The sequence below is a fragment of the Nocardia sp. NPDC003726 genome, assembly GCF_053586955.1.
This window is the reverse complement of record NZ_JBSFNF010000001.1, coordinates 106,350-132,641: the sequence shown is the minus strand read 5'-3', so window position 1 is coordinate 132,641 and position 26,292 is coordinate 106,350. Positions and strand designations below refer to the sequence as shown.

General features: G+C 69.3%; 30 protein-coding genes. 15 read left to right on the top strand and 15 right to left on the bottom strand.

The window, feature by feature from the left end; translation table 11 throughout:
• The first annotated feature begins 15 nt into the window (after window positions 1-15).
• The 3 genes from ACWDMM_RS00660 to ACWDMM_RS00650 all read left to right on the top strand — a co-directional run bounded on the left by ACWDMM_RS00660 (window position 16) and on the right by ACWDMM_RS00650 (window position 2,198).
• Complete coding sequence (locus ACWDMM_RS00660; protein WP_357105016.1) at window positions 16-642, top strand: TetR/AcrR family transcriptional regulator; 627 nt, start codon at window positions 16-18, stop codon at window positions 640-642.
• A gap of 61 nt (window positions 643-703) precedes the next feature.
• Window positions 704-1,015: a nuclear transport factor 2 family protein gene (locus ACWDMM_RS00655; protein WP_195081208.1), complete on the top strand. Its 312-nt coding sequence runs from the start codon at window positions 704-706 to the stop codon at window positions 1,013-1,015.
• Between the two features lie 43 nt (window positions 1,016-1,058).
• On the top strand, window positions 1,059-2,198 hold the full coding sequence (locus ACWDMM_RS00650) for an alkaline phosphatase family protein (protein WP_195081207.1): 1,140 nt from the start codon (window positions 1,059-1,061) through the stop codon (window positions 2,196-2,198).
• A 208-nt stretch (window positions 2,199-2,406) separates the two neighbouring features.
• Here the strand turns inward: ACWDMM_RS00650 and ACWDMM_RS00645 are convergent, their stop codons facing one another.
• A complete protein-coding gene (locus ACWDMM_RS00645; protein WP_357206116.1) occupies window positions 2,407-2,784 on the bottom strand; it encodes a MerR family transcriptional regulator in 378 nt (125 codons plus the stop codon).
• A 64-nt stretch (window positions 2,785-2,848) separates the two neighbouring features.
• On the opposite strand from ACWDMM_RS00645, the gene ACWDMM_RS00640 reads away from it, so the two are divergent.
• Window positions 2,849-4,021 carry an MFS transporter gene (locus tag ACWDMM_RS00640; RefSeq protein WP_449935292.1) on the top strand — a complete coding sequence of 391 codons (1,173 nt, stop codon included), beginning with the start codon at window positions 2,849-2,851 and terminating at the stop codon, window positions 4,019-4,021.
• A gap of 104 nt (window positions 4,022-4,125) precedes the next feature.
• Window positions 4,126-4,449, top strand: coding sequence for a hypothetical protein (locus ACWDMM_RS00635; RefSeq protein WP_195081204.1), 324 nt, complete (start codon window positions 4,126-4,128; stop codon window positions 4,447-4,449).
• Between the two features lie 4 nt (window positions 4,450-4,453).
• On the opposite strand, the gene ACWDMM_RS00630 is transcribed toward ACWDMM_RS00635, so the two are convergent.
• The gene (locus tag ACWDMM_RS00630; RefSeq protein WP_449935288.1) at window positions 4,454-4,579 is read right to left on the bottom strand and encodes a hypothetical protein; all 126 of its coding nucleotides are present in this window, start codon (window positions 4,577-4,579) and stop codon (window positions 4,454-4,456) included.
• Between the two features lie 196 nt (window positions 4,580-4,775).
• Between ACWDMM_RS00630 and ACWDMM_RS00625 the strand changes: the two genes are divergently transcribed.
• Window positions 4,776-5,987 carry a transcriptional regulator gene (locus ACWDMM_RS00625; protein ID WP_357206118.1) on the top strand — a complete coding sequence of 404 codons (1,212 nt, stop codon included), beginning with the start codon at window positions 4,776-4,778 and terminating at the stop codon, window positions 5,985-5,987.
• 70 nt (window positions 5,988-6,057) lie between these two features.
• A complete protein-coding gene (locus ACWDMM_RS00620; protein WP_195081202.1) occupies window positions 6,058-6,537 on the top strand; it encodes a DUF779 domain-containing protein in 480 nt (159 codons plus the stop codon).
• Window positions 6,538-6,601: 64 nt separating this feature from the next.
• Here ACWDMM_RS00620 and ACWDMM_RS00615 read toward each other — a convergent pair whose 3' ends face one another.
• Complete coding sequence (locus tag ACWDMM_RS00615; RefSeq protein ID WP_195081201.1) at window positions 6,602-8,155, bottom strand: succinic semialdehyde dehydrogenase; 1,554 nt, start codon at window positions 8,153-8,155, stop codon at window positions 6,602-6,604.
• 275 nt (window positions 8,156-8,430) lie between these two features.
• Between ACWDMM_RS00615 and ACWDMM_RS00610 the strand changes: the two genes are divergently transcribed.
• From ACWDMM_RS00610 to ACWDMM_RS00595, 4 genes are read left to right on the top strand one after another with little or no spacing between them, the layout of a single operon-like run.
• Window positions 8,431-10,749, top strand: a complete 2,319-nt coding sequence (locus ACWDMM_RS00610; RefSeq protein WP_449935285.1) for a nitrate- and nitrite sensing domain-containing protein — start codon at window positions 8,431-8,433, stop codon at window positions 10,747-10,749.
• 2 nt (window positions 10,750-10,751) lie between these two features.
• Window positions 10,752-11,165, top strand: a complete 414-nt coding sequence (locus ACWDMM_RS00605) for a roadblock/LC7 domain-containing protein (RefSeq protein ID WP_067807423.1) — start codon at window positions 10,752-10,754, stop codon at window positions 11,163-11,165.
• Between the two features lie 8 nt (window positions 11,166-11,173).
• Window positions 11,174-11,548 carry a DUF742 domain-containing protein gene (locus ACWDMM_RS00600; protein WP_195081199.1) on the top strand — a complete coding sequence of 125 codons (375 nt, stop codon included), beginning with the start codon at window positions 11,174-11,176 and terminating at the stop codon, window positions 11,546-11,548.
• Window positions 11,529-12,128, top strand: a complete 600-nt coding sequence (locus tag ACWDMM_RS00595) for a GTP-binding protein (protein ID WP_067807418.1) — start codon at window positions 11,529-11,531, stop codon at window positions 12,126-12,128. The genes ACWDMM_RS00600 and ACWDMM_RS00595 overlap by 20 nt, the downstream gene beginning before the upstream one ends.
• A 151-nt stretch (window positions 12,129-12,279) precedes the next feature.
• Here ACWDMM_RS00595 and ACWDMM_RS00590 read toward each other — a convergent pair whose 3' ends face one another.
• The 4 genes from ACWDMM_RS00590 to ACWDMM_RS00575 are packed head-to-tail and all read right to left on the bottom strand — an operon-like array spanning window position 12,280 to window position 14,077.
• Entirely contained in the window at window positions 12,280-12,561 is a 282-nt protein-coding gene (locus tag ACWDMM_RS00590; protein ID WP_195081198.1) for a hypothetical protein, read from the bottom strand.
• A 46-nt stretch (window positions 12,562-12,607) separates the two neighbouring features.
• Window positions 12,608-13,105, bottom strand: coding sequence for a hypothetical protein (locus ACWDMM_RS00585; protein WP_449935281.1), 498 nt, complete (start codon window positions 13,103-13,105; stop codon window positions 12,608-12,610).
• A gap of 32 nt (window positions 13,106-13,137) precedes the next feature.
• Window positions 13,138-13,551 carry an NUDIX hydrolase gene (locus tag ACWDMM_RS00580; RefSeq protein ID WP_323124269.1) on the bottom strand — a complete coding sequence of 138 codons (414 nt, stop codon included), beginning with the start codon at window positions 13,549-13,551 and terminating at the stop codon, window positions 13,138-13,140.
• A 52-nt stretch (window positions 13,552-13,603) separates the two neighbouring features.
• The gene (locus tag ACWDMM_RS00575) at window positions 13,604-14,077 is read right to left on the bottom strand and encodes a winged helix-turn-helix transcriptional regulator (protein WP_195081196.1); all 474 of its coding nucleotides are present in this window, start codon (window positions 14,075-14,077) and stop codon (window positions 13,604-13,606) included.
• 54 nt (window positions 14,078-14,131) lie between these two features.
• On the opposite strand from ACWDMM_RS00575, the gene ACWDMM_RS00570 reads away from it, so the two are divergent.
• The gene (locus tag ACWDMM_RS00570) at window positions 14,132-14,929 is read left to right on the top strand and encodes a thioesterase family protein (RefSeq protein ID WP_357206125.1); all 798 of its coding nucleotides are present in this window, start codon (window positions 14,132-14,134) and stop codon (window positions 14,927-14,929) included.
• A gap of 11 nt (window positions 14,930-14,940) precedes the next feature.
• Window positions 14,941-16,365, top strand: a complete 1,425-nt coding sequence (locus ACWDMM_RS00565) for an MFS transporter (protein WP_449935277.1) — start codon at window positions 14,941-14,943, stop codon at window positions 16,363-16,365.
• A gap of 185 nt (window positions 16,366-16,550) precedes the next feature.
• Here ACWDMM_RS00565 and ACWDMM_RS00560 read toward each other — a convergent pair whose 3' ends face one another.
• The 3 genes from ACWDMM_RS00560 to ACWDMM_RS00550 are packed head-to-tail and all read right to left on the bottom strand — an operon-like array spanning window position 16,551 to window position 19,007.
• The gene (locus ACWDMM_RS00560; RefSeq protein ID WP_449935275.1) at window positions 16,551-17,660 is read right to left on the bottom strand and encodes a DNA glycosylase AlkZ-like family protein; all 1,110 of its coding nucleotides are present in this window, start codon (window positions 17,658-17,660) and stop codon (window positions 16,551-16,553) included.
• Window positions 17,661-17,679: 19 nt separating this feature from the next.
• A complete protein-coding gene (locus ACWDMM_RS00555) occupies window positions 17,680-18,630 on the bottom strand; it encodes a M56 family metallopeptidase (protein WP_195081193.1) in 951 nt (316 codons plus the stop codon).
• Window positions 18,627-19,007, bottom strand: coding sequence for a BlaI/MecI/CopY family transcriptional regulator (locus ACWDMM_RS00550; RefSeq protein WP_043691105.1), 381 nt, complete (start codon window positions 19,005-19,007; stop codon window positions 18,627-18,629). The genes ACWDMM_RS00555 and ACWDMM_RS00550 overlap by 4 nt, the downstream gene beginning before the upstream one ends.
• 117 nt (window positions 19,008-19,124) lie before the next feature.
• Here ACWDMM_RS00550 and dinB point away from each other — a divergent pair, with 117 nt between their 5' ends.
• On the top strand, window positions 19,125-20,360 hold the full coding sequence (dinB, locus tag ACWDMM_RS00545; RefSeq protein WP_195081192.1) for a DNA polymerase IV: 1,236 nt from the start codon (window positions 19,125-19,127) through the stop codon (window positions 20,358-20,360).
• A gap of 14 nt (window positions 20,361-20,374) precedes the next feature.
• On the opposite strand, the gene ACWDMM_RS00540 is transcribed toward dinB, so the two are convergent.
• Genes ACWDMM_RS00540 through ACWDMM_RS00520 form a run of 5 tightly spaced genes read right to left on the bottom strand, consistent with a single transcriptional unit; the run spans window position 20,375 to window position 25,245 of the window.
• Window positions 20,375-21,253, bottom strand: a complete 879-nt coding sequence (locus tag ACWDMM_RS00540; protein ID WP_195081191.1) for a phosphoribulokinase — start codon at window positions 21,251-21,253, stop codon at window positions 20,375-20,377.
• Window positions 21,254-21,264: 11 nt separating this feature from the next.
• Window positions 21,265-22,341, bottom strand: a complete 1,077-nt coding sequence (locus tag ACWDMM_RS00535) for a class 1 fructose-bisphosphatase (RefSeq protein WP_195081190.1) — start codon at window positions 22,339-22,341, stop codon at window positions 21,265-21,267.
• Window positions 22,342-22,365: 24 nt separating this feature from the next.
• Window positions 22,366-23,370, bottom strand: a complete 1,005-nt coding sequence (locus ACWDMM_RS00530; protein ID WP_195081189.1) for an AAA family ATPase — start codon at window positions 23,368-23,370, stop codon at window positions 22,366-22,368.
• Window positions 23,360-23,782 (bottom strand): ribulose bisphosphate carboxylase small subunit, encoded by a 423-nt coding sequence (locus tag ACWDMM_RS00525; RefSeq protein WP_195081188.1) that lies wholly within the window; start codon window positions 23,780-23,782, stop codon window positions 23,360-23,362. The genes ACWDMM_RS00530 and ACWDMM_RS00525 overlap by 11 nt, the downstream gene beginning before the upstream one ends.
• A gap of 20 nt (window positions 23,783-23,802) precedes the next feature.
• Window positions 23,803-25,245 carry a form I ribulose bisphosphate carboxylase large subunit gene (locus ACWDMM_RS00520; RefSeq protein WP_195081187.1) on the bottom strand — a complete coding sequence of 481 codons (1,443 nt, stop codon included), beginning with the start codon at window positions 25,243-25,245 and terminating at the stop codon, window positions 23,803-23,805.
• A 156-nt stretch (window positions 25,246-25,401) separates the two neighbouring features.
• On the opposite strand from ACWDMM_RS00520, the gene ACWDMM_RS00515 reads away from it, so the two are divergent.
• A complete protein-coding gene (locus ACWDMM_RS00515; protein WP_323124290.1) occupies window positions 25,402-26,265 on the top strand; it encodes a LysR family transcriptional regulator in 864 nt (287 codons plus the stop codon).
• The last annotated feature ends 27 nt before the right edge of the window (window positions 26,266-26,292 follow it).

Here is a 26,292-nt window from a genome sequence, read left to right as displayed (position 1 = left end):
GCATACGCTCGGACGGTGACGCGGACCAGTTACCACCACGGCGCCCTGCGCGACGCGCTGCTGGCCGCCTGCCTGCGTTTGATCGAAACCGAAGGGCTCGCGGCGGTCAGCCTGCGCCGGGTGGCCCGCGAGGCGGGCGTGAGCACCGCGGCGCCGTACCATCACTTCCCCGACCGAGCCGCCCTGCTGGCGACGCTGTCCACCCAGGGATTCCAGATGCTCGGAACGCGACTGGCGGCCGCCCGCGCCGGAGCGGAGACGCCCATGGCCGCCCTCACCGCGCTGGCGCACACCTACGTGCGGTTCTCCCGCGAGCAACCGGCCTACTTCCGCTTGATGTTCCGGCCCGAACTCTCCCAGCCCGACAAGCATCCCGACACCATGGCCGCGGGCGACGCCGCTTTCGCGGTGCTGGCCGACGCGATCGCGGAGTGCGTGCGCGCGGGCGCGCTGCCCGCCGACAAAGCCGACACACTGGCCGTCATGTTCTGGGGACTCGGCCACGGCCTTGCCTCGCTGTGGCTGGACGGACAGCTGGAGAAGCGCGCCGAACAGTTCGGCTCCACCGCCACTGCGCTGGTGGACGATGTGATGCGGACCTTCGCGACATTGATCGAACCCGGCGAGCCACCGCTGCCCTAGAGTAAACGCCAGACGTTTGCTCCTCCGATGCTTCCCACACCGATCCGAGAGGACGACACGGATGACCGCGCAGCTGGATCCGACGGTGCAGGAGTTCGTCGACGCTCTCAACGCCAATGATCAAGACCGCTTCTACGCGGTTCTCACCGACGACGCCACCATGTCCGACGACGGCGTGGAGCGCAACCTCGCCCAGTGGACCGAAGCGGAGATCTTCGACAGCAACGGCCGCATGCGCGTCGAGTCGGTCGGCGACAACGGCACCGAACTGGTCGCCGACTACACCAATTCGCGCTGGGGCTCGATGCGAACCACCTGGCGGTTCGTCCTGCGGGAAGGCAAAGTGAGCCGTTTCGAGACCGGACAGGCGTGAAAGCCCTTGCCAGCTCGCCGCCCGCGTTGACATCCTGACCCTCGTGTTCGTCGCGCCGCGCTACGGTACCGGTTCTCTCGCCGACCTGCTGCCCTCCGTCCTCGCCGGTCTCGGCGTGCCCGGCGAGGCCGACCGCCTCGGGCTCGGGCTCGACGCCGACCGGGTCTGCGTGCTGCTGGTCGACGGGCTGGGCTACCACGATCTGATCGCCAATCCCGCTGCTGCGCCCTTCCTGTCCGGTCTCGCTCCGATCTCGCTCACGGCCGGCTTCCCGACCACGACGGCCACCAGCCTCGCCTCGCTCGGAGTGGGCGTTCCCCCTGGCGAGCACGGCATCGTCGGCTATCTGTTCCACGTGCCCGGATACGACCCGCTGTTCACGCCGCTGTCCTGGCGGCTGCACGGCGTGCCGAAATCCGATCTGCGCAAGGAACTCGTTCCGACGGAATTCCAGCCCCGGACAACGGTTTTCCAGCGGGCCGTCGCCGACGGCATCGCCGTGGCACAGGTATCGCCGCGCGATCAGGCGGGATCGGGATTGACCGAGGCGGTGCTGCGCGGTTGCGAGTTCCGCCCCCAGTTCTCGTTCGGCGATCTCGTCGCCAATGTGAGCGACGCGCTGCGCGCCGGTCCGCGTTCCTTGGTCTACACCTATCACGGCGATCTGGACCTCACCGGGCACGTGCGCGGGCCCGCATCCCGTTCTTGGGAGCTGGAACTGGCGAACACCGACCGGCTCGCCGCCGCGCTCGCCGAGGAGTTGCCCGCCGGAGCGGCGCTGCTGGTGACCGCCGACCACGGCATGGTGCACTTGGACGACCGTATCGACTTCGACACCACCCCCGTGCTGCAAGAGGGCGTTCGAGCGCTCGGCGGCGAGGCCCGCGCCAGGCACATCTACACCGAGCCGGACGCCGAATCCGACGTCGCCGCGGCGTGGGAGGCCACGCTCGGCGCGGACTTCGAGGTGCTGACCAGGGCGGAGACCATGGGACGCGGCTGGTTCGGCCCCACCGTCGACCCCGCGGTCGCCCAGCGCATCGGCGATCTGGTCGTCGTCGCGCGCGGGCGGCGCGGCGTCATCCGGACCGGCGCCGAACCGCTGCAGTCGCGGTTGGTCGGTCACCACGGTTCGCTGACCCCGGCGGAGATCGACGTCCCGCTGTGCGTCTTCCGCGCCTGATCGAGTGCCGCGAGCCTGCCGAATCCGTCGGCTCCGTAGCCGGCGGCGATCGCTCGCTGCACCTCGGCCCGGGCGGTACCGAGTGCGCCGTCGGCGAGGCCCTTCGCCCGGACGGCGCTCAGGATACGATCCAAGATCGCCGCGGTGGCGGTGATCGTTTGGATGCAGTACCGGCGGACCCACCGCGGTGGTCGGGCAGTTGGCGCCACTATGTGGTGGCCGACTCCGCGAGGTTGTACCGGGCCGGAGGTTTGGCGGTGGCGAGCAAGTCGTCCAGCAGCGACCGAGTGTGGATCAGTTGGTCGATGTCGCCGGTGATCCGGCGGCGTTCTGTTTCGAGACGTTCGCGGCAGCTGTCCAGTAACAAGGATTCGCCGGACAGGCAGGCCAGGATCTGGCCGATGAGGTCCATGCCGAGACCCGCCGCGAGGAGGGTCTGGATGTGCGCCACCGTGCGGACATCGGCTTCGGTGAAGATCCGGTATCCGCTGTGGGTTCGATCCGGATTCAGGACCCCCTTCTCCTCGTAGTAGCGCAGCGCTCGCACGCTGACGCCGGTCCGATCTGCCAGCTCGCCGATCTTCATCGGGCCGCTCCGTTCGCTACCCGGGCTTGACTCTCACGTCGACGTGAGAGTTTAGCGTGCCGGCATGCTTCGAATTACGGTCCTCATGTTCTGCGTCTTCAGCATCACGACCGGCGAGTTCGTCGTGGCCGGAATACTTCCCGAGGTCGCCACCGATCTCGGGGTCGCTGTCGGCACCGCGGGCCTGCTGGTCACGGCCTACGCCATCGGCATGATCATCGGCGGCCCGGTGCTCACCGCGGCGACCGCCGGGATCAATCGGAAGCGGCTGATGCTGGCGCTGCTGGTTGTCGCGGTCGTCGGAAACGCGGTCTCCGCCCTGGCCTCCGGGTTCCCCGTGCTGCTGGCCGCCCGCGTGCTCACCGCGCTGGTGAGCTCCACCTTCTTCGCCCAAGCCGTTGTGATCGCCGTGCGGTCCGCGCCCGCAGAACGAGCCGGGACGATGGTGGCCCGGCTGGCGTTCGGGATGAATACCGCCATGATTCTCGGAGCGCCGATCGGCACCTGGATCGGCCATCAGTCGGGTTGGCGCGCGACGTTCGCTGCGATCGCGGTTATCTGCCTGATCGGCCTGGGTCTGGTGTTCTGGCTGCTCAGCCCACCGAGCGATGCGGGCCGGACCTCGGCGGTCGCGGAGTTGCGGGTGTTGCGACAGCGGCCGGTGCTGGTGGCGCTGGCCATCACCGCGGTCGGCAACGTCGGTGTTCTCATGGTGTTCAGCTATCTCGCCCCGCTGCTCACCGATCTCGGCGGTCATCCCGCCACCCGGCTGCCGGTCCTGCTCCTCGCCTACGGCGTCGGTGCGACGATCGGCAATCTCGTCGGCGGCACGCTCCATGACCGAAATCCGCGCTTCTTCCAACCCGCCCTGCTCGGACTGCTGGCCGTGATCCTGGCGAGTACCTGGTTCGTCGCCACCTCGACCGCACTCACGGCGGCGGCGGTCGTGGTGATCGGGATGCTCGGCTTCGCGATCATCCCCGGCATGCAAGCACGCGTCATGACGGCCGCCGTCGAGGCGCCCACGTTGGCCATGGCCGTCAACGCGTCCGGTTACCAGGTCGCGGCCGCCTGCGCCGGCTTGTTCGGCGGACTCATCGCCGACTCCCCCGCCGGCCCCAGGCCCATCTACCTCGTAGCCGCGAGCCTGACCATGTGTGGCCTGCTGCTGACCGCCACGGCTACCCGCGCGCCGCGCGGAACCCGCGGCGAAGACGCCGCGGTGATCACGGACTGAGGGCCGCCTGTCGGGTCAGCGTGGCACCGACGGCGCGGCCTCCTACCACTAGTCTGGAGTCCGATCGCGGCGGGCAGCGCCGCCGAACCGTCAGGAGGAGTCCCATGAACGCCACGCTGTCACGAACCGGCCGAACCGGCCTCGGGATCGCGATGGTCGCCATGGCGCTGGCGGGCTGCACCGACATCGAGCGCGCGCTCAACCGCGGCGGCGACACCCCGTGCAGCGAGTACATCAAGCAGGACCAGGACACCAAGCGCACGACGATCACCAAGTTCGTCAAGCAACAGAGCAACGACGACCGCGAGCCCGCGGGAACCGTGGTGGACGCGACGATGGTGTCGGTCGACCTGCTGTGCGGCGCCCAGGCCAACGCCGACACCCCGATCAAGAACGCCGACGTCGCGGGCATTTTCATTCGGAAGTGACCGCTCAGCGCGGTGGATGGGCGGCCAGCCAGTCCGCCGCGCGCTTGCGCGAGGCCCGCGACAGCCAGGCGTCCTGGACGACCTCGGCGAGTTCGCGACGACTCAGTTCGCCGAGCCGGGCCGCGCGCACCAGGACCGAGGGATGCCCTTAGGCATGTCCGCGGCCATTTCGTGGACGTCGGCGAGGCATGCCCGCGCAGAACCGGTCGCCATGGCGTCAGCTTATGACGCGACCGGCGGGTAGCGGCCGAACGGTTCGCCACCGTCAGCGGCGTCCGCCAGAATGAGAGTGCGAATACGAGCTCACACGACGATGGGTCCTCCACGTGGCGCTGTTCCGCACCCTCACCCAGCAGCGGGTCGAACTGGAAAGAGAATGGGAGCGATGGGCGACGGCTCCGCCGATGCCGGAGCCACGAAACACCGTTCTGCGCAACGAAGTAGCGCAATCCTGGCGGCGGTCGCTGCACACCGTCGATCCGGGTACCACCGTCGCACCGGGAGTGGACGACATCGGCGACCGCTGGGCCGCTTCCCCGCTGCGCGAACCGGTGACGGCGCTGGCGGGTGAACTGCGCGCCGTCACCGAGGACTCCGGTTACCTGGCCGTGGTCACCGACAGCGCCGGCACCGTGCTGTGGTCCTGCGGTGACCGCACCCTGCGCAGACGAGCCGAGCAGGTCAACCTCGCGCCCGGCGGCTGCTGGGACGAAAGCCACATGGGCACCAACGGCGTCGCCCTCGCGCTGCACACCGATCGCCCCGCCACCGTGTTCTCCGCCGAGCACCTGGTCGCCGCCCTGCACGGCTGGGTCTGCTATTCCGCGCCGATCCACGGACCCGATGGCAGGCAGGTCGGCGCGCTGGACCTGTCCAGCTCCTGGGACCGCTCCCATCCGGCGGTGCGCACGTCGGTGCGGGCGCTGGTGACGGCGGTGGAGACGATGTTGCGCACGGCCGCGCCCGTGCCCTCGCGGGGGATCCGGTTGGAATGCCTCGGCACCGCTCGACTGGTGCGCGAGGGGGCGCCGCTGCCGCTGCCGCCTCGGCAACTGGAGATCCTCGCCCTGCTGGCGCTGCAGCCGGACGGCTTCTCGCCGGAACAATTGCATGCCGCCCTGTACGGCGACCGTGCGGTGTCCATCAGCACGCTCAAGGCCGACGTCTCGCATCTGCGCCGCGCGATCGGCGGCCAGATCAGCAATCGCCGTTACGTGCTGACCGGCCCGGTGTCCTGCGACGCGGTCGACCTGCTCGCCGCCGTCACGGCGGGCGACACCACCTCGGCGGTATGGCTGTACCGGGGGCCGCTGCTGCCCGGCTCGGAAGCGCCGGCCGTGCTGCAGTGGCGCGACCATCTCGACGTGGGTGTGCGCACCGCCGTGCTCGCCGGTGACCGCGCCGAGCACGCGGTGGCCTTCGGCGAACGCGTGCCCCGTGACATCGCGGTGCACGAGCACGCGCTGCGGCTGCTCCCCTCCGACGACGTGCGCCGCGCCGTTGTCGCGGCTCGGCTGCATACGGCGTTGCGGGACTGAGGTTTCCACCAACCTCGCACCAACCTCCCCGGACCATAGTTGGTTCGGTCCGAGATATCTGCGAGGAACCATGAGCTACACCAGACCGGGGGCGGGACTCCGGCACCGCCGACTACCCGACGTCCGGATCCGTCGTCCCCGCGGTGCGGTGGCGCATCGAACGCGGCGGGTGGACATCACCGACCGCGCCAGGGCCGTGCTGCGCCATGTGATCGACCAGCACGGGGCCGTGCTGCTGCACCAGTCCGGCGGACACCGCGACAGCGGCTCGCCGCGCTGCCTGCCCATCCGGGAGTCCCGGATCGGCGGCGGGGATGTTCTGCTGGGGAACCTGCCCTGGCACACCGAGTTGTGGATCAGCGGGGAACAGTACGAGCGCTGGAAGCACGCCCACCTCACCGTGGACGTGACCGACGACCCCGGCGGCGATGCTTCGGACACGCTCGAGGACATGCGTTTCGTCATCAGATCACGGCTGCTCACCGACGAGGAAGCAGCGGCGCTGGCGGCGGGCGGGCCGCCGCGCACCGGAGCCGACCGGTTGGCGTGACCCCTGCACGGAACCGGCGGGCCGTCCGTCCGGGTGGGCACGACCACCCGGACGGACGCGTGCCTCAGCGTCCGGGCAGGAAACGCAGGCTGCGGGCCACGGTCATCAGGAACGGCTGCCACTTGCCCTTGGGGAAGAACTTCGGCGCGTCGAGATTCAGGAAACGCGTGACCACGATCGACTGCGGCTCGGTGAATTTGAGCAGGCCGTCGGGCCCGTGGCGGCGCCCGACACCGGAGATGCCCATACCGCCCATCGGCGCGCCCGTGGTGCCCCAGGCCGGCGCATAGCCTTCGTCCACACAGACCGTGCCCGCGTGCAGCCGCGCCGCGATCCGCTCGCCTTCGGACTTACTCGCCGCCCAGACCGAGGCGTTCAATCCGTAGTCGGTGTCGTTGGCCAGGCGGATGGCCTGCTCGACATCGTCGACCGGATAGATCGACACCAGCGGGCCGAAGGTTTCGTTGCGAGCGCATTCCATCTCGTCGGTCACCTCGGCGAGCACCGTGGGCTCGAAGAACAGCGGCCCCAGATCCGGGCGGGCGGTGCCGCCGGTGAGCACCTTCGCCCCCTTCGAGGTGGCGTCCGCGACGTGCTTGGACACCGTCTCCAGTTGCGCCTCGGAGATCAGGCTGCCGATGTCGGTGGAATAGTCGTAGGCCGCACCGAGTTTCGCGGCGTTCACGGCGCCGACGAATTTCTCGGTGAACGCCGCCGCCACCTGCCGCTCGACATACAACCGCTCGATCGAGATGCACAGCTGCCCCGCGTTGGAGAAGCAGGCGCGCACGGCCGCCCGCGCGGCCTTGTCCAGATCGGCGCCCGCGGTCACGATCATCGGATTCTTTCCGCCGAGTTCGGCGGAGAAGCCGATCAGCCTGCGGCCGCACTGTTCGGCCAGGGTGCGGCCGGTCGCCGACGAACCGGTGAACATGAGGTAATCGCAGGCATCGACGATCGCGGTGCCGACGACGCCGCCCGCCCCGGGGACGACCGCGAGCAACTCCCGCGGCAGACCGGCCCGGTAGAGCAACTCCGCACCGGCCAGCGTGGAGAACGGAGTCTGGCTGTCGGGTTTGACCACCACGGCGTTGCCGGCGACCAGCGCCGGTATGGAATCGCCGATCGACAGCAACAGCGGGTAGTTCCATGGAGCGATGACGCCGACCACGCCCTTGGGCTGGTAACGCACGGAGGCGCGGTTGAGCACGGGAAACGCGCCCGGTACCCGGTGGCCGCCCAGCACGCCGGGCGCGATTCTGCCGAAATAGCGGGCCGCGAACATCAGGCCCATGATTTCTTCTTGCGCCGCCCAGCGCGCTTTGCCGGTCTCGGCCTGCACCACGTCCATCAGGAAGTCACGGTGCTCGACCACCAGCGCGCGGTAGCGGTCGAGCACGGCGGCGCGCTCGGCCACCGGCCGCGCGGCCCAGCGCTGCTGCGCTGCCCTGGCCTTGTCGAAGGCGGCGGCGACATCGGCGGCGGTGCCGACCGGCACACTGCCGAGCGGCTTTCCGGTGAAGGTTTCGGCGATCGTCCTGCTCTGACGTTCCGCGGGCGCCTCGATCGCGGCCAGCGCGCTGAGGCGGTCGAATACATCGGCTTCCGGCGCGGGCATCGTTGCCTCCTACTTGTGAGTAACCAAGGGATACGGACAATCTACGCCGCGTACGAGGCGCCATGAACCGGCTACGGGATGATTTCACGGTATCGCCGCACGAGTGATCGCGCAGGCGGGCCGCACCGGACCCCGCTGACTCCCAGTTATGCGGCAACGCAATAATCTTCGGCAGATCGTGCGCGGAATCACAGGAAAGCATGTCACGTCAAATCCAGTCCCGCTCACCGGGACAGGACGTCCGGATCGCCGGGTTCGTGGTTTACGTTGTGCCGATGTTCAGAGCGAGGCTCGGGGTCCGCACCCGGATTCTGGCGATCGCGCTCATTCCGAGCCTGACTCTGCTCTTGGTCGGTGTGGGCGCAGCGGGCTATCTCGTGGCAGAAGGGACCAAGGCCAAGGACTGGGCCGCCGAGAGCCAGAACGCCATCGCGGTGACCAGCGAGGTCATGGACGCGGTGCAGCAGGAACGCCACCTCACGATCGCCCAGCTGTCCGGTGACGACACCCTCTCCTCCTCGCTCGCGAGCGTGCGCCTGCGGGTGGACGCGGCGGTGCGCCGCCTGCTCACGGCGTCACGCAACCTGCGCAACGTCGACGATACGAAGATCACCGGCAAGGACGCCGACTTCGATGTCCTGATGCAGAACATGATCATGGTGCGCTCCGCCGCCGACGCGGGGGCATTGCCGATCCCGGACGCGTACATGTTCTACAACCGGCTGCTCGAGCCGATTCCCAAAGGCGCCATGGACGCCGTGCAGGGCGCGCCGGACAGCGACACCGCGGTGCGGGCCGTGGCCGGTGTCCGGTTGTACTACGTGAGCGAGGCCATGGCCCGCAGCAACGCCCTGGGTGCGGTGTACGTCAACGGCGCCACGCCGCCACCCATTCCGATCGAGGAGTACATTCACCAGACCGGCTTCTACCACTCGGAGTTGGCCAACCTCATCACCGAACTCAGCGGTCCGACCAAAGATCGATTGCAAGCGCTCACCACCAGCTCCGCCTGGCAACAGCTGACCGCGATGGAGAACGCCATCATCCAGCGCGCCACCGCCGCGGGCCAGAGCGGCGGCGCACGGCAAACGAGCGTGCCGCCGCTGCCACTGAGCACGGAGGAATGGCACCGCGCCGCCACCGAGGTCGGTCGCACGTTGCTCGACACCTGGGCGGCGGACAACCGGAATGTGCAGCGGTCCGCCGAGGACCAGGCCGCCGCGACCGCGACCAGCTCCGCCGTCACCGGCGGCGGCATGCTGCTGGTGGGCCTTCTGGTGCTCGTCGTGGCGGTCGTCCTGGCCAACCGCGTGATCCGCAGGCTGAAGCGGTTGCGTGGGGAAACCCTTGCCTTGGCCGATGAGCGGTTGCCGGAGATGCTGCGCAGGTTGCGTGCGGGCGAGGATGTCGATCCCGCGGCCGAATCCCCGAATCTGGACTACGGCAGCGACGAGATCGGCCAGGTCGCCAAGGCGTTCCAGCACGCGCATTCGGCGGCCGTCTCCGCGGCGGTGGCCGAAGCTCGTACCCGCGAAGGCGTCAGGGCGGTGTTCTTGAACATCGCGCACCGCAGCCAGATCGTGGTGCACCGGCAGCTGGAGATCCTCGACGAAGCCGAGCAGCGGCAGGAGGACCCGATCCTGCTCGACACCCTGTTCCGCCTCGACCATCTCGCCACCCGCGAGCGGCGCAACGCCGAGAACCTCACCATCCTCGGCGGCGGCAAGCCGGGCAGGCAGTGGCGCAACCCGGTGCCGCTGATCGATCTGGTGCGCAGCGCCGTCGGCGAGACCCTCGACTACGCGCGGGTCCGGGTGTCGCGGCTGCCCGAGGTGCATGTGCTCGGCACGGTGGTCGCCGACCTCATCCACCTGCTCGCGGAGCTGGTGGACAACGCGACCTCCTTCTCCCCGCCGCAGTCACGGGTGGAGGTGACCGGCAACGTGGTCGGCAAGGGCGTCGTGGTGGAGATCGGCGACCAAGGCATGGGCATGTCCGAACCCGAGCTGGCCAAGATGAACGACATGCTGCGCGACCCACCGGATTTCGGCGTGGCGGCCCTGTCGGCGGACTCCCGGCTCGGGCTGTTCGTGGTCGCGCAGCTGGCCACCCGCCACGGCATCACGGTACGGCTGTCGGACTCCGACTACGGCGGCATCAAGGCCATCGTGATCATCCCGTCCGCGCTCATCGCGGCCGATTCCGCCCCGGCGCAGACTCCGGCGGAGCTCACCGATCCCGGCAGCCGGCGCAAGCTCGTCGCCGGTCCGGCGGTGGCGGACACGGGAAATCCCACGCAGACCGCGCCGTCGCCGGTGGCGACCCTGCCTGCCGAACCCGCCGAACTCCCCCGCTACGGACCCCGCCCGTACACCGAGGCGCCGACGCAGGTCACGCCGGACGGGCGTCCGGCGTTGCCCCGCAGGCATCGACAGACCAACCTCGCACCGCAATTGGCGCAGCCGGTCCAGGAGCAGGCCGCATCCGTGCAGTCGCACCGCTCCGCCGAGCAAGCCCGTGATCTGATGTCCGCCATCGAGAACGGAACCAGACAGGGCCGTCGCGCTGTCATCTCCGACGAACAGGAAGGCTAGGTGTGTCCGCTTCTCCCGCAGGTGATCTCAATTGGCTGCTCGATGATCTCGTCGACCGGCTGGCAGGCGTGCGCCACGCGGTGGTGCTGTCCACCGACGGGCTGCTACTGGGCCGCTCCGGCGGAATGAACCGCGAGGACGCCGAACACTTCGGCGCGATGTCCTCGGCGCTCTACGGGCTGGCGCGCAGCGCGGGCAACCGGTTCGACGGCGGCGGCGTCCGCCAAGCGGTCATCGAACTCGACCGCGCGGTGCTGTTCGTGACCTCCGCGGGCGACAACGCCTGCCTGGCACTGCAAGCCGCCGAATCGGCCAATCTCGGCATGGTGGCCTACGAGATGAACCTGACCGTCCAGCGCGTGGGCAACTACCTGTCCACGACCCCGCGCCAAGACCTCGTCGGGCATGTCGAGTAGCGACCGCCATGACCAATCCGCGTGAGCCCTGGTTCGACGAAGCGGCCGGCCCGCTGGTGCGCCCCTACGCGCTGACACGCGGGCGCACCAGCGGCGCCGGGCCGGAACTGGATATGCTCACCACCGTGGTGGCGGACCCGTCCGCGACCGCGCTGCGACGCAGCGAACCCGAGTACGCCGAAATCCTTCGCCTGTGCCGGGTCTCGCAGACCGTCGCCGAACTCTCCGCACAGTTGCGTTTGCCGCTGGCGGTGACGAAGATCCTCGTCGGTGATCTGATCGGCGACGGGCAACTGATCTTCCGTGCTCCCGTCCCGACGGAGGCCGGACCCGATGACCTCAACATATTGCGAGCGGTACTGGATGGAATCCGAAAACTTTGATCCGAGCGGCACACCGCAACTGGCCGCCTCGGTCAAGATCCTCGTCGCCGGCGGGTTCGGCGTCGGCAAGACCACGATGGTCTCCGCGATCAGCGAAGTCGCGCCACTGCGCACCGAGGAGCTGATCACCGAAGTGAGCACCGGCATCGACGATCTGTCCGGCGTCGAGCAGAAATCCACGACCACGGTCGCGTTGGATTTCGGCAGGCTCACGATCGACCGCGACCTGGTGCTGTACCTGTTCGGCACGCCGGGCCAGGATCGGTTCTGGTTCCTGTGGGACGAACTGGCGCGCGGCGCGCTGGGCGCCGTCGTGCTGGCCGACACCCGCAGGCTGGGCAACTCCTTCGCCGCCGTGGATTTCTTCGAGCGGCGCGGCCTGCCGTTCATGGTGGGCGTCAACTGCTTCGACGGCGCACCGCGGTACACCATCGACGAAGTGCGCGACGCCCTCGATCTCGACTCGGTGACCCCGGTCATGCTGTGCGATGCCCGCGAGCGCAGCTCCTGCAAGGACGTCCTGCTCACCCTCGTCGAGCACCTCATCCAGCGGGCGCAGCGCGCACACGCCACCACCTGAGCGAGGAATTCGTGCATAGGGCCGCCAGGGCGGTGGCCGCTTCGTACGTGGGTGCCGGACATCGATGATCGATCGGTGGCCGTCACCTACGCGGAGAGAGTCCTCGCCACCGCAGGCTTGCTCGAACAAGCCGCCCTCGCTGGCCGCCTCGTCAGGTTCGGCGCATGAACGCCAACGTGTAGTTGACGTTCGAGATGTTCCGGTCGAGCACGCTGACCAGCTCCCAACCCTGGGATTCGAGCAGTTCGATGCCGTTGACCAGGTGGACGACCGGCTCGAAGATCGCACGCTGGTAACCGGCCGAGCCGAACGCGAACCCACCGCCCTGAAGCGAGCTCAGGACCAGGTTCCTGCGCGGATAGGAGCGCAGGTCCACCGCACCGTTCAACACAGCGATCACGTCGAAAACAGGGCCGGGAGCGGGAGCGTTCACGTTCCCATCGTCCTTCATGGTGGATGCCGCTGCCGTGATCGGGTCCTCACACCTGCCGGATCCACGCGACGAACAGCAGCGCGCCGCCCGCGACAATCGCGACCGCGGCCGGGGCGGGCCAGCGCGGCCCGTTCCGGCCGAGCAGGCCGCGGGTGAGCCGCAACTGGAACGCGCCCAGCCCGGCCAGGATCAACAGCCACACCGGTAGCAGTCCGACACCGAGCGCCGCGTGGACCGCCCATGCTCCCGCCAAAGTCGGACCGCCCCACGAGTTTTCGAGATCGTGGCCTGCGACGAGCGGAAAGCAGACGCCACGGAACGCGGCGAGGACCGCGAGGAACGCCAGGAACCACGTCAGCAGGCCGACGCCGCCGCTGAGCACCGAGTGCGACACCGACCGTAGAGCCGAGAATCGGTGCGGCAGAACGGATTCACCGAGCATTCGCCGCGGCGCGCGCAGCCGGGTCGGAATCCGCCGCGCCGCCAGCGGCAGCGCGCGAAGTGCGTAGGCGGCGTAACGCAGCAGCGCCCGAAACCAGGACATACCGCCGACGGTAGCGCTGTCCGGCCCGCGATTCACCGCAGCAGGCCCGCGTGCACCAAATCGTCGAACAGCAATTGATCGACCGGGGGCACGAGGGGGCGGTCGGCATAGGAGAACCAGGCGACCTCTTCGATCTCACTGCTGGCGGCGAGCGTTCCGCGATATTCCGCGGTGTAGCAACTCATCCGCACCAGCGCCCCGTCCTGCGGGCCGTGCACTGCCTCGTAGGTGCCGACGTGCGCGGCGGTCTCCGGCAGCAGTGCGACGGTGAGTTCCTCCTCGATCTCACGCAGCAGCGTCTGCAGATCGGTTTCCTCGCCCTCACGCTTGCCGCCCGGGATGTAGAAGACGTCCTTGCCGCGGGGTCTGGCGCAGAGAATGCGCCCCTTCTCGATGCGCACCCATGCCACCGTGTCGATCAGCTGCCGCACTCGCCCGTCCGCCACCGCCGCAGCCTAGCGCCGCGCGGCGGCGAACACGGAATCGGTCGAACCGGCCTCAGCTCGATGGCAGCAGCGAAGGATCCTTGGCGCCGGGACCGAGCACCGGACGCAGATCGCGCACCGCGATGCGCTCACCGCACACGGAGCACACCGGCTCGACGGTCGCGAGGTGCCCGCAGGTGGTGTGCAGGGTTTGCACCGGCGGACCGTCCGGGGCGGCCCATTCGTCTCCCCACTGCCGCATCGCGGTGACCACCAGCCACAGCGAGCGGCCTTTGGGGGTGAGCCGGTAGTCGTAGCGCACCGGGTTGTCCTGGTAGGGCTCCCTGGTCAGCACTCCGTGCTCGATCAGGTGCTCGAGACGCTGGGTGAGCACGTTGCGGGCGATGCCGAGGCGGGCGCGGAAGTCGTCGAAGCGCGTCACGCCGAACAGAGCGTCGCGCACGATCAGCAGCGTCCACCACTCGCCGACCACCTCGAGGCACTGGGCCAGTGAGCAGTTCATCTCCTCGAAGCTCGTCCTGCGCATGGTCGTCAGCATAGTCGGTTGCGTCATAAAACTCACTACCCTATGGTGCGTTGCATGAAACAACTCACTAAGCGGAGCCTCGCCGAGGAGTTCGCGCTCACCGAGTCCCGTGCCGGGTGGCGGGCTCGTGTCGACCGGTCCTGGCGCGGCTGGACCGGCCCGCACGGCGGCGTGATCGCGGCACTGCTCATCGAGGTGGCGCGCGCGGCGGCGACCGAACCCTTGCCGGTGCGGGCCGTCGACCTCCGGTTCCTCGGCCGCCCCACGGACGGCGTGCTGACCTTCCACGCGACCGAGCGCGCCGTCGGCCGCAGCACCGTCGTGGTCGAGGTGGGCGCGGAGCAGGACGGCAGGCCCGTCGCGGGAGCGTCCGTCACACTCGGTCGCACCACGGCATCGGGCGTCGCGGACTACGCCGGCGCGCCCGCACCACGAGTACCCGAACCCGAGTCCTGCGCGCGCTTCGCCCTGCCGCCGGAAATCGTGCCGGCGAGCGCTCATTTCGACATCCGCCCCGCAGCGGGCCCGCTGCCGCTGACCGGCGCGGACGAACCGATGATGTGCGCGTGGATCGAACTCGTCCCCGAGCCGCCCACCGATGCCGCGGCCCTCGCCATCCTCGCCGACGCGTTGCCGCCCGCCGTCTTCCCCACGCTGCGCGCGCCCGTCGCGATCCCCACCGTGGCGTTGTCGATCCATTTGCACCACGTGCCGACCGGCGGCTCCCCGGTGCTGGTACGCACGGTGAACGCCTCGACCGGCGGCGGCTGGTCGGTGGACGACACCTCGATCTGGGACCGGAGCGGCCTGCTGCTCGCCTCGGCCCGCCAGACCCGCCGCGTGCTCGGCTGAAGGAGACGATCGTGAATTCCTCTGTTACACCGCCTGAGCGGACCGACTTCCGAGTCGTGCTGGCCGTCGTCTCGATCGGCGTCCTGCTGTCGAGCCTGGACCTGTTCATCGTCAACGTCGCCCTGCCGGACATGGCCGCCGATCTCGGCGGAGCGCGCATCTCGGGCCTGTCCTGGGTGCTCAACGCTTACGCGATCGTGTTCGCCGCCCTGCTGGTCCCGGCGGGACGGCTCGGCGACCGCCGCAGCATCCGGACCACCTTCCTGCTGGGACTGGCGATCTTCGTCGCCGGATCGGCGCTGTGCGCGACCGCATGGGACGTCGGGTCGCTGGTGGGATTCCGCGTCCTCCAGGCCGTCGGCGCCGCGCTGCTGACGCCCGCCTCGCTCGGCTTGGTGCTCGCGGCCAGCCCGCCGCACCGCCGCGCCGCCGCGGTGCGGCTGTGGGTCGCCTTCGGCGGGCTCGGCGCGGCGCTCGGCCCCGTGCTCGGCGGCCTACTCGTCGAAATCGGCTGGCGCTGGGTCTTCCTGGTCAACGTGCCGATCGGCCTGGCCGCCGTGATCATCGGTCTGCGGACGCTGCCCGACCCCGAGGGCGACCGTGGGCGGCTGCCCGACCTGCTCGGCGCGGCGCTGCTGGTCGGGGCGATCGCGAGCCTGGTGCTCGGACTGGTGGAGGGCGAGGACTGGGGCTGGTCTTCGGCGCGGGTGCTGAGCGCGTTCGCGCTGGCGGCCATCCTGACCGTGGCGTTCGTCGTCTCCTCGGCCCGGCACCACAGCCCGGTAGTGGATCCGGCGCTGCTGCGCGCGCCGAACTTCGCCTGGATGACCGGTAACGCGGTTTTGTTCAACGTTGCCTTCGGCGCGATGCTGCTGTCGGTGGTGCTGTGGGCGCAGAACGTGTGGGACTGGTCGGCGTTGCGCACCGGACTGGCCATCGCGCCGGGCCCGCTGATGGTGCCGGTGGTCGCCGCCTCGGCGGGGCGGCTCATCGGCCGGATCGGAGCCGGGCCGGTCATCGCCGCGGGCGGGATCGTGTTCGGCGCGGGCATGCTGTGGTGGGCGCGGGCGATCAGCCTGACACCCGACTACATCGGCGGCCTGCTCGGCGGCATGGTGGTCAGCGGCATCGGCGTCGGACTCACCCTGCCGACCGCCTTCGCCGCGGGCACCAGCGGACTGCCGCCGCAGCGGTTCGCCACCGGGTCGGCCGTGCTGAGCATGGCGCGCCAGATCGGTCTCGCGATCGGCGTCGCGGGCCTGGTCGCGGTACTGGGCTCACCCGCGGGCCCCGAGGCGACGCTCGACGCGTTCCGGCGCGGATGGTATGCGACCGCCGCGGTAGCGGTCATCGCGGGACTGGTCGGCGCGGTCGCGCGCACGCCGAAACCCGCTGTCGTGCCGCAAGAATCGGTCGCCGACTCGGCCGTCGCCTGACCCGGGATCGTCTCGGTGCGTACGCGCCACCGCGTCCGGACGACGCGGTCGGGTCCGGCAGTGCGGGTCGCGACGCCCTTTGCGCCGCGACCCGCCCGTTCCGGGGTCGAAGCACCAGCAGCCCACTCTGGTGTGCAGCGCATCCTCCACGCCCTGGAACGCCGGGTGGCCGCCGCACTGCGCCGCTACGCGGCACGCACCGTGAGGCTCTGGCGTCCGGCCGCCAGCGCCACGTGGGCGACGGCCGCCTCCAGCCCCTGCGTGGGCAACGGCGCACCGTCGAACATGGTGATCTGGACGGCGTCCCCGGTGAGTTCCCAGACGCCCGCGATGCGTCCGCCCACCACGACGATCGGAGAGATCCAGCCCGCGGCGCGGCTCACCTTCGCGCGGTGGGCGGCGGGCAGCAGGTCGGTGTCGCCGGTGCCAGGACCCAGCACGTATTGGTCGAACGCGCCGAGCAGGTGGACCGTCGCGCTCGGCGCGGTGGCGGCCATGGCATCGACCTGGTCGGTCGGCAGGAAGGCGCGACGGCCCTCCACGTCGACTTCGGTGATCAGGTCGCCCAAGTCGGCGAACCAGCGGCGCACCGTGGTCTTGCGCAGGCTGCCGCGGGTGAGCCAGGCGTCGAAGGTCTCCGGCGTCGCCGGGCCGTAGGCGCCGAGATAGCCGAGGATCGCCGCAGGCGCCGCGGCATCGGGCTCGGGCAGGCCGGGCCAGTCGCGCACCAGGTGCGCCGGGCTGGTGAACGTCACCTTGGTCCCCCGTGCCGGGCCGTGACACAGCGCGCCCTGCCAGGCCAGCGGTTTGAGCAGCGCACCCCAACCGGATCGCAGCTCCTCCCCCAGCCGGTGGAACTCCGGCGCGGACACCAGGGCGTCGACCAGCTCATCTCTGGTGAGCACGGCGGCGTCGAGCACCTCGGCGACCGCCTCGGTCAGCGCCGCGACCTCCGCGGGCGACGCGCCGAAGGTCTTCTGCCACGAAGGCTTCTCCCAGGTGCGCGCGGAACCGATCAGCGCGAGAACGGCGGCGGCCGATTCCGGCGGCAGCGCGTGCAACGTGCCGCGCATCGCCCAGGTCTTCATCAGCGCACCGTCGTCGAGCGCGCGAACCAGCGCGCCGGATTCGGGCTTCGTGCTGCGCAGTGCCACCGCCAGCTCCGCCGCCGAGGTGACCTGAGCCTGCACGCCGCACAGACGCCCGGCCACCGCTACCGCGCCTTCGTCGGTCCGCGACCGGACGTACTGCCGGTCCAGCCGCCAGGCGAAGACCTGATCCCAGGTGGCCCGCACTCGTGCTCCTTACTCGTGGTCAGTTCAGCAGCGTGCCCGCGCAGGCCACCGTCGCGGCGGCAAGCGCAGACCCGGTGACCGTCATCGCGATGACGCCGAGCAGGGCGGTGCGGGTGGTGGCGCGCCGGATCGCGCCGACCGGGTCGGCCAGCCGCTCGGCGCGGGCCAGTACCGCCGTGCCCGCCGCGGCCAGCGCACCCGGCGGCGCGGGTTCGGCGATGCCGACGATCGCCAGCAGGCCGCCCAGCAGGGGCAGCGAACCGTGCTCGTCGGCGGCCTTGTCGTCGGCGCACATCTCCAGCAGACGGGCGATCTCGGCCGCACCGCCGGTGAACAACCGCAGGCCGGGCAGTGTGCTGGCCACCGCGCGCAGCACCGCTGTCAGCGCCGCGTGCCTGCCGGACAGGTGCGCGCGTTCGTGCGCGAGCACCGCGGCGAGCTGGTCGTCGTCCAGCGCATCCAGCGCGGCGGTGGTCACCACGATGGTGTCGGGTCGTCCCGGCACGCAGTACACCTGCCGTTCCGGTGAGTCGAGCACGACCGCCCCGATACCCGGCACCGGTCTGCCGACCAAGCGGACCGCTCGCGCGTGGACGCTGGTGCGCTTGCGCATGTCCATCACGACACCCACGGCGCGCGCGATCAGCGCGACGGTGCCGGTGGCCACCAGCGCCGCCACCGCGAATGTCGCCGCGTGGCCTGCCGCGGCGCCGTGCGCATCCGCGGGGGCCCACAGGAACGACGCGCAGGCGCGCAACGCGTCCTTCGGATGTCCCCAGTAGGTGGCGAACTCGACGGTCAGCACCGCGGCTGCCACGCCCCACGCGCTCAGCGCGCCGATTATCGCGACCACCCAGGCGATCACGCCCAGTCGCGGCGCGATCCCGCGGTGGGTCAGTCTGCGCAGCACGGGCGGACCGAAGGTCGCCACGACGCCGCCGTACAACGTCAGTGCCAGGGCCAGGCTCACGGGACTTCTGGTGACTTGCGCGCCGCGAGTCTGCGGAGCGCGGCACGCAGCCCGGCCGACTCCTCGGCGCTGATCCGATCGACGAAATGGCTGAGCACCAGATCCGAGCGTCCGCCGGAACCGAGCGCTTCCAGCATGAGCCTGGCGCTGTGCTCCTCCCTGGTCAGCGTCGGCCAATATCGATAGGCCTTACCTGCGCGTTCGCGCGCGAGCCACCCCTTGCGATGAAGGTTGTCCATGGTCGACATCACCGTCGTATACGCGATGTCGCGCTGGGCCGACAGTTCGTCGAAGATCTCACGCACCGTTGTGTCCTCTGCGTCCTGATCCCAGATGCGGTCCATGATCACCGCCTCCAGATCCCCGAATCCACGCACCGTACCGACTCCCTCATCCGAGCTGTGCCCCGTCGTGGGAACAGGTTACCGGTTGAGGCGGGTTACTACGGAGGCAACCAGTAGATCGATTCACCTGTCGGAGGCCTGTGCGAACATATGTTCGTGTCCGATGCGCCCCGCTCCCGAAGGCCTCGGATCCTCGCGCGGCCGGAAGCATCGATCCTGCACGCCGACCTCGACTCGTTCTACGCGTCGGTCGAGCAACGTGACGATCCGCGACTGCGCGGAAAGCCGGTGATCGTCGGCGGTGGCGTCGTCCTGGCGGCCAGCTACGAGGCGAAGGCGTTCGGCGTGCGCACCCCGATGAACGGCGGGCAGGCGCGCCGGTTGTGCCCGCACGCGATCGTGGTGGCGCCGCGCATGTCCGCCTACGCCGAGGCGAGCAAAGCCGTCTTCGAGATCTTCCGCGACACCACCCCCGTGGTCGAAGGCATCTCGATCGATGAGGCGTTTCTCGACGTCGGCGGCCTGCGCCGGATCGCGGGCGAACCGGTCGCCATCGCGGCGCGGCTGCGCGCGCAAGTTCGCGACCGGGTCGGCTTGCCCATCTCGGTGGGCATCGCCCGCACCAAGTTCCTCGCCAAGGTCGCCAGCGCCGTCGCCAAACCCGACGGGTTGCGGCTGGTGCCGCCGGACGGCGAACTGAACTTCCTGCATCCGCTGCCGGTCGAAAGACTCTGGGGCGTCGGCGATGTCACCGCGCGCACGTTGCGCGAGCACGGCATCACCCGCGTGGGTCAATTGGCCGAACTGGGCGAGCGCCCGCTGCGGGCGATCCTCGGTCCCGCCGCGGCCCGCCACCTCTACGCCTTGTCCTGGGCACGTGACCCACGCCGGGTCGAGACCGGCAGGCGGCGGCGCTCGATCGGCGCCCAGCGCGCACTCGGCCGCAAGCACCGGCCGCCGGAGGAGATCGAGGCCTATCTGCACGGACTCACCGATCGGCTCGGCAGGCGCCTGCGCACCGCCGACCGGGTATGCCGAACCGTGGTGCTGCGCCTGCGTTTCGACGACTTCACCCGCGCCACCCGCTCGCACACCCTGGCCGAAGCCACCGACCACACCGAGACCATCCTGCTCGCCGCCCGCACCCTGCTCACCGGCGCGATGCCGTTGATCCAGGAACGCGGCCTCACCCTGATCGGCCTCGCGCTGACCAACCTCGACGACGCCGACTCCGTCCAGCTCACCCTGCCCTTCGAGCCCCGTGCCGCGGGCAGCCTCGACGCGACCCTCGACGACTTGCGCAGGCGCTTCGGCTCCGCCGCCGTCACGCGCGCGGCTCTGCTGCACCGCGGTGAGGGGCTCTCGGTGCCGCTGCTGCCCGACTAGCGCTGCCCCGCCGCTCAGTACGACCGTTTCGGCCGCTTGTCCATCAACCGCAGGATCAGCGGCGTGAAGATCAACTGCATGGCCAGCTCCATCTTGCCGCCGGGCACCACGATGCAGTTCGACCGGGACATGAACGAGTCGTGCAGCATCGACAGCAGATAGGGGAAGTCGATCACCTTCGGGTCGGCGAACCGGATCACCACGAAACTCTCGTCCGCCGTCGGAATGGTGCGCGCGATGAACGGATTGGACGTATCCACGGTCGGCACCCGCTGGAAGTTGACGTAGGTGCGGGAGAACTGCGGGCAGATGTAGGTGACGTAATCGGGCATCCGCCGCAGGATCGTATCGATCACGGCCTCGCTGGAGTACCCGCGCTCGGTCTTGTCCCGGATGACCTTCTGAATCCATTCCAGATTGATGATCGGCACGACGCCGACCAGCAGATCGGTGTAGCGCGCCACATCGACGGTCGAGGTGACCGCCGCGCCGTGCAGGCCCTCGTAGAACAACAGATCACTGCCCGGCGCCAGTTCCTCCCACGGCGTGAAGGTGCCCGGCGGCTGACCGTAGGGTTTGGCTTCGGCTTCGTCGTGCAGGTAGCGGCGCACGGTTCCGACGCCGGTCTCGCCGTAGTCTCGAAACAGCGTCTCCAGTTCCTTCAGCAGGTTGGCTTCCTCACCGAAATGGGAGAACCGAACATTGCGGTTCTGCTCGGCCTCGGCCATGGCCAGTTTCATCTCGTTGCGGTCGTAGCGGTGGAACGCGTCGCCCTCGACGACGGCCGCGTTGATCCCTTCGCGACGAAAGATTTCCTGGAACGTCCGCGTCACGCTGGAGGTCCCCGCCCCAGAGGATCCGGTGATGGCGACGACCGGATGCTTGACCGACATGGTTCTCCTGTTCAGCGCTGGGCCGGGCGAAACAGCGACCGCCTGCCGAACAGCGAGGTGTCGAAGCTGGGGCCCTCGTCGGGTTCACGGTGATACCGCTCGATGCGCTCGACTTCGTTGCGGGAGCCGAAGATCAGCGGCACCCGCTGATGGACGTCGCGGGGCTCCACTTCCAGCACCCGCTCGCTGCCGGTGGTCGCCGCGCCACCGGCCTGTTCGACGATGAACGCGATGGGATTGGCGCCATACAGCAATGCCACCCGACCCGGACGCGTGGGCGGACGGGTGTCGCGCGGATACAGATACACCCCGCCTCGGGTGAGGATGTGGAACGTGTCGGCCACCAGCGAGGCAACCCAGCGCATATTGAAATCGCGTTCGCGCGGGCCGTCGACGCCGTCGAGGCACTCGTGCACGTAACGGCGCACCGGCCGTTCCCAGAACCGCTCGTTGGCCGCGTTGATCGCGAAACCGGAGGTGTCTTCGGGGATGCGCATCCGCGGGTGGGTCAGCACGAACGCGCCGATCTCCCGGTCCAGGGTGAACCCGTCCACCCCGCTGCCGGTCGTCAGCACCAGCATGGTCGCCGGGCCGTACAGGGTGAAGCCCGCGCACACCTGCTCGATGCCGGGCTGCAGGAAGTCGGCCGCGGACGGGGCCGTGCCCTGCGCGGGCGCGCGCAGCACGCTGAAGATGGTGCCCACCGGAAGATTGACGTCGATGTTCGACGAACCGTCCAGTGGGTCGAAGGCCAGCAGGTATTTTCCCCGCCGATGCGTGGCGGGCACCGGATGGATCTCGCTGATCTGTTCGGAAAGCAACGCCGAAAGATGGCCGGTCCATTGCGTCTGGGCGACCATGATGTCGTTGGAGATCGCGTCCAGCTTGCGATGTACCGTCGGCGGCAGATTGTCCGGTTCGGACGCGCCGATCGAGCCGGCGATCGCACCCCTGGTGACCTGGTTGGCGACGATCTTCGTCGCGGTCGCGATCACGTTCACCAGGGCGGAGAACTCACCGGACGATCCGGGATGCCGATGCTCCTGCTCGATGGTGTAGCGGGTGAGGGTCTTCAGTCCTTCTGGCATAACGCCTCGATCTCGTCACCGCGGTCACACGGTCGGCCCGCCCGCGGGCTCCGGGTCGGTGAAAACGCTGCTGCCGTAGACATCCTCGTCGGTCAGCGTGATCAAATCGGTTCTGGTCAGCGGTCTGCGCAGTTCGACGAGACGTTTGGCCTGCCGCAACCGGCAGCGGTCGAGCGCGTTGCGCACGCTGCGCGCGTTGGAGAAGCGCGGGCGGGCCATCCGGCGCTGGAGGTACTCCCCGAAAGCGGTGCGCGCCGCGTCGTCGAAGTGGAAATTCTCCGCCGCGACCATGAGTTCGGCGATGCCCAGCAGCTGCGCGTGCGTGTAGTCGGCGAATTCCAGGTGATGAGCCACCCGCGAGGACAGGCCCGGATTGGCGGAGAAGAACCGGTCCATCCGGTCGGGATAGCCGGCGAAGATCACCACCAGGCTGGCGCGTTCGTTCTCCATCTCCTGCAACAGGATCTCGATCACCTCCTGCCCGTAGTCGCGTTCGTTCTCCGGCCGGAACAGGTAGTAGGCCTCATCGATGAACAGCACCCCGCCCGCAGCCTTGGCCAGCGCCTCCTTCGTCTTCGGCGCGGTGTGCCCGATGAACTGGCCCACGAGATCGTCGCGAGTGACGGTGTGCACCTTCGGTTTGCGGATGTAGCCGAGGGCGTGCAGCATCTGCGCCATCCGCAACGCCACCGTGGTCTTGCCCGTGCCCGGCCCGCCGGTGAAGCTCATGTGCATGGTCGGCCGCGACGAGGTCAGCCCGAAACGCTGCCGGGCCCGGTCGATCAGCAGCAGCGCCGCGATCTCGCGTACCCGCCGCTTCACCGGAGCGAGCCCGATCAGCTCCGCGTCCAGCCTGCGCAACGTCTCCTCGACGTCGTGCCCGGCGACGTCGCTCGACAGGTCGAGCACCGCGTCCTCGGCCAGGATCTGCGGCTCCTCCGATTCGGCGGGCGCCGTCCGCACCGCGCCGGGGACCTCGGCCCCCGGCCGGTGCAGACGGAATCCGGAGCCGTTGCGCTCAGCCGCCATACCGCTGTCCCGGCCGGACGGTCGTGGCATACGAGTGCAGGCCGTAGGTCTGCCTGCGGTCGGGGCCCTCGGTGCGGGTGAGCACGAAGCCGGGCTCGTCGGGCGGCCGCTGCACCAGGAAACTCACCGCCGTCGTCTGCCTGGTGTAGCGGGCGTCGTAGGCGAGCACCCGCACGTAGTGCCGGGGGAACGTCGCCCGGCACGCGTTGATCTCGACCAGCACGCCATCCGGCTCGTCCAGGTCGAACAGCGGCAGCCCCCACATCTCCCAGTAGGCGTTGCGCGGGTGCGGATCGTCGGTGTACTCGATGGACACCGGCCAGCTGTTGAGCAACGCGTAGCGCACCTGGGCGGCGATCTGCTCATCGGTCAGCGGCGGCAAGTAGCAGAACGTTCCGTGCCTGAGATACATCGGTTTTCCTTCCTGAACGGTCAGCGACTGGCCGTCGGCACGGCGTCCGGCGCGTCGGTGGAGGTGTAGTCGAAGGTGACATCGCCCCAGGTCGCCAGCGCGACGTCGAGCGGACGGCAGATCTCGGCCGCCTTCCGTAACACCTCGGGGCCTTCCTTCAGCAGGTCGCGGCCTTCGTTGCGAGCCTGAACGACCGCCTCCAGCGCGACCCGGTTCGCCTCCGCGCCCGCGGCGATGCCGAGCGGATGCCCGATCGTGCCGCCGCCGAACTGCAACACCACGTCGTCGCCGAACAGGTCGAGCAGCTGATGCATCTGCCCGGCATGGATGCCGCCGGAAGCCACCGGCATCACCCCGGGCAGGCTGGCCCAGTACTGGTCGAAGAAGATCCCGTTGGCCGGCTCGGTGCGGATGTGGTTGTCCCGCAACGTGTCGTAGAACCCCTTGGTCGTCGCCGGGTCGCCTTCCAGCTTCCCGACCACGGTGCCCGCGTGCAGATGGTCGACGCCGATCAATCTGCACCACTTGGCCAGCACCCGGAAGCTGACACCGTGCGTCTTCTGCCGGGTGTAGGTGGAATGCCCCGCGCGATGCAGGTGCAGCAGCACCCCGTTGCGGCGCGCCCAGTGCGACATCGACTGCATCGCGGTGAAGCCGACGGTGAGGTCCATCATGATGACGACGCTGCCGAGTTCCTTGGCGAATTCCGCGCGCTCGTACATCTGCTCCATCGACGCCGCGGTCACATTGAGGTAATGGCCTTTGATCTCGCCGGTCTCGGCCATCGCGCGGTTGACGCCTTCCATCGCGAACAAGTAGCGGTCGCGCCAGCGCATGAACGGCTGCGAGTTGATGTTCTCGTCGTCCTTGGTGAAATCCAGACCGCCTCTGCACGCCTCGTAGATGACGCGGCCATAATTGCGGGCCGATAGCCCGAGTTTCGGTTTCACCGTCGCGCCGAGCAGCGGCCTGCCGTATTTGTTGAGATATTCGCGTTCCATCACCGTGCCGTGCGGCGGCCCCTGGAACGTCTTCACGTAAGCCACCGGGATGCGCATGTCCTCCAGCCGCAGCGCCAGCAGCGGCTTGAACCCGAACACGTTGCCGATGATCGAAGAGGTCAGATTGGTGATCGACCCTTCTTCGAACAAGTCGAGATCGTAAGCGATATAGGCGAAGTACTCCCCCGGCCGTCCTGGCACCTCGTCGATGCGGTAACACTTCGCCTGGTAGCGCGAGTGCGCCGTGAGCCGGTCGGTCCACACCACTGTCCAGGTCGCCGTGGAGGACTCACCCGCCACCGCGGCAGCCGCCTCGATCGGATCGACGCCGCGCTGCGGAGTCACACGGAACACGGCGAGCACGTCGGTGTCCGACGGTCGATAGTCGGGCGCGTAATACCCCATCGACGCATAGGACTGGACACCCGGATCCCAGCGGTCGCGTTCGGTTTCTTCGGCCATCGTTCCTCCTGCTGTGCCACTGCGGGACACCCGCACCCGGGTGAACGGGCGTGCCTCGAGATTTCCAGGATGACCGGCCGCATTCCGACAAACAATTTGATTGTTCCTCGCGATATTCAACGTATTCGTTGAGTTTGTTACCGTTTTCCGGTGGGTATGGTGACCGCGGCTCGGATGGAAACCTTCCTGGCCGTCGCCCGCCACGGCAGCGTTCGCCGCGCCGCGGCGCAACTGCACATCACCGAGGCCGCCGTCTCCGCGGCCGTCGCACACGTCGAGAAACAGCTGGGGGCCAAGCTCGTCGCGAAGGCCGGGCGCGGCATCGCGCTCACCGAGGCCGGGCGGGTCTACGCCGAGTACTGCCGCGGCATCCTCGGGTTGATGCAGGAGGCGCAGGCCGCCGTGCGCCGCGCCGAGACCGGGCGCCTGCGGATCGGCGTGGTCGCCACCGCGGGCGAGTACATCCTGCTGCGGCCGCTCGCGTCGTTCCGCCGCCGGTTCCCCGACATCGAACTGAGCCTGTCGGTGCATCCGCGCGACGCGCTGTTCCTCGAATTGCAGCATCACGAAACGGATCTCGTCATCGCGGGGCGCCCGCCGCGCGACACCGGGCTGGTGGTGCGCGCCCGTCGGCCGAGCAGCCTGGTCGTGGTCGGCCTGCCCGAACTCGACCCGCTGCACGCCACCTGGCTGCTGCGCGGGCGCGGTTCCGGCACCCGCGAGGCCACCCTCGGCTTGCTCGATCAGCTCCGGATCGAACCGCCCACGCTCACCCTCGGATCCCACGGCGCCGTCCTGGCCGCCGCGCGCGAAGGACTGGGCGTGACCTTGATCCACAGCGACGCCATCTCCCAGGACCTGGACAACGGCGTGCTGCGCGTGCTCCCGGTCGATGGCACCCCGCTGGATCGTCCGTGGCACGCCGTCACCACCCGCACCCCGACGCCGACCACCCGCCTGTTCCTGGCACACCTGCTCGACGCCGCCGAGGCCGGCTCCGCCGCATTCCACCCCCATTGAAGCCGCCACCGACAAGCCCACGATCGG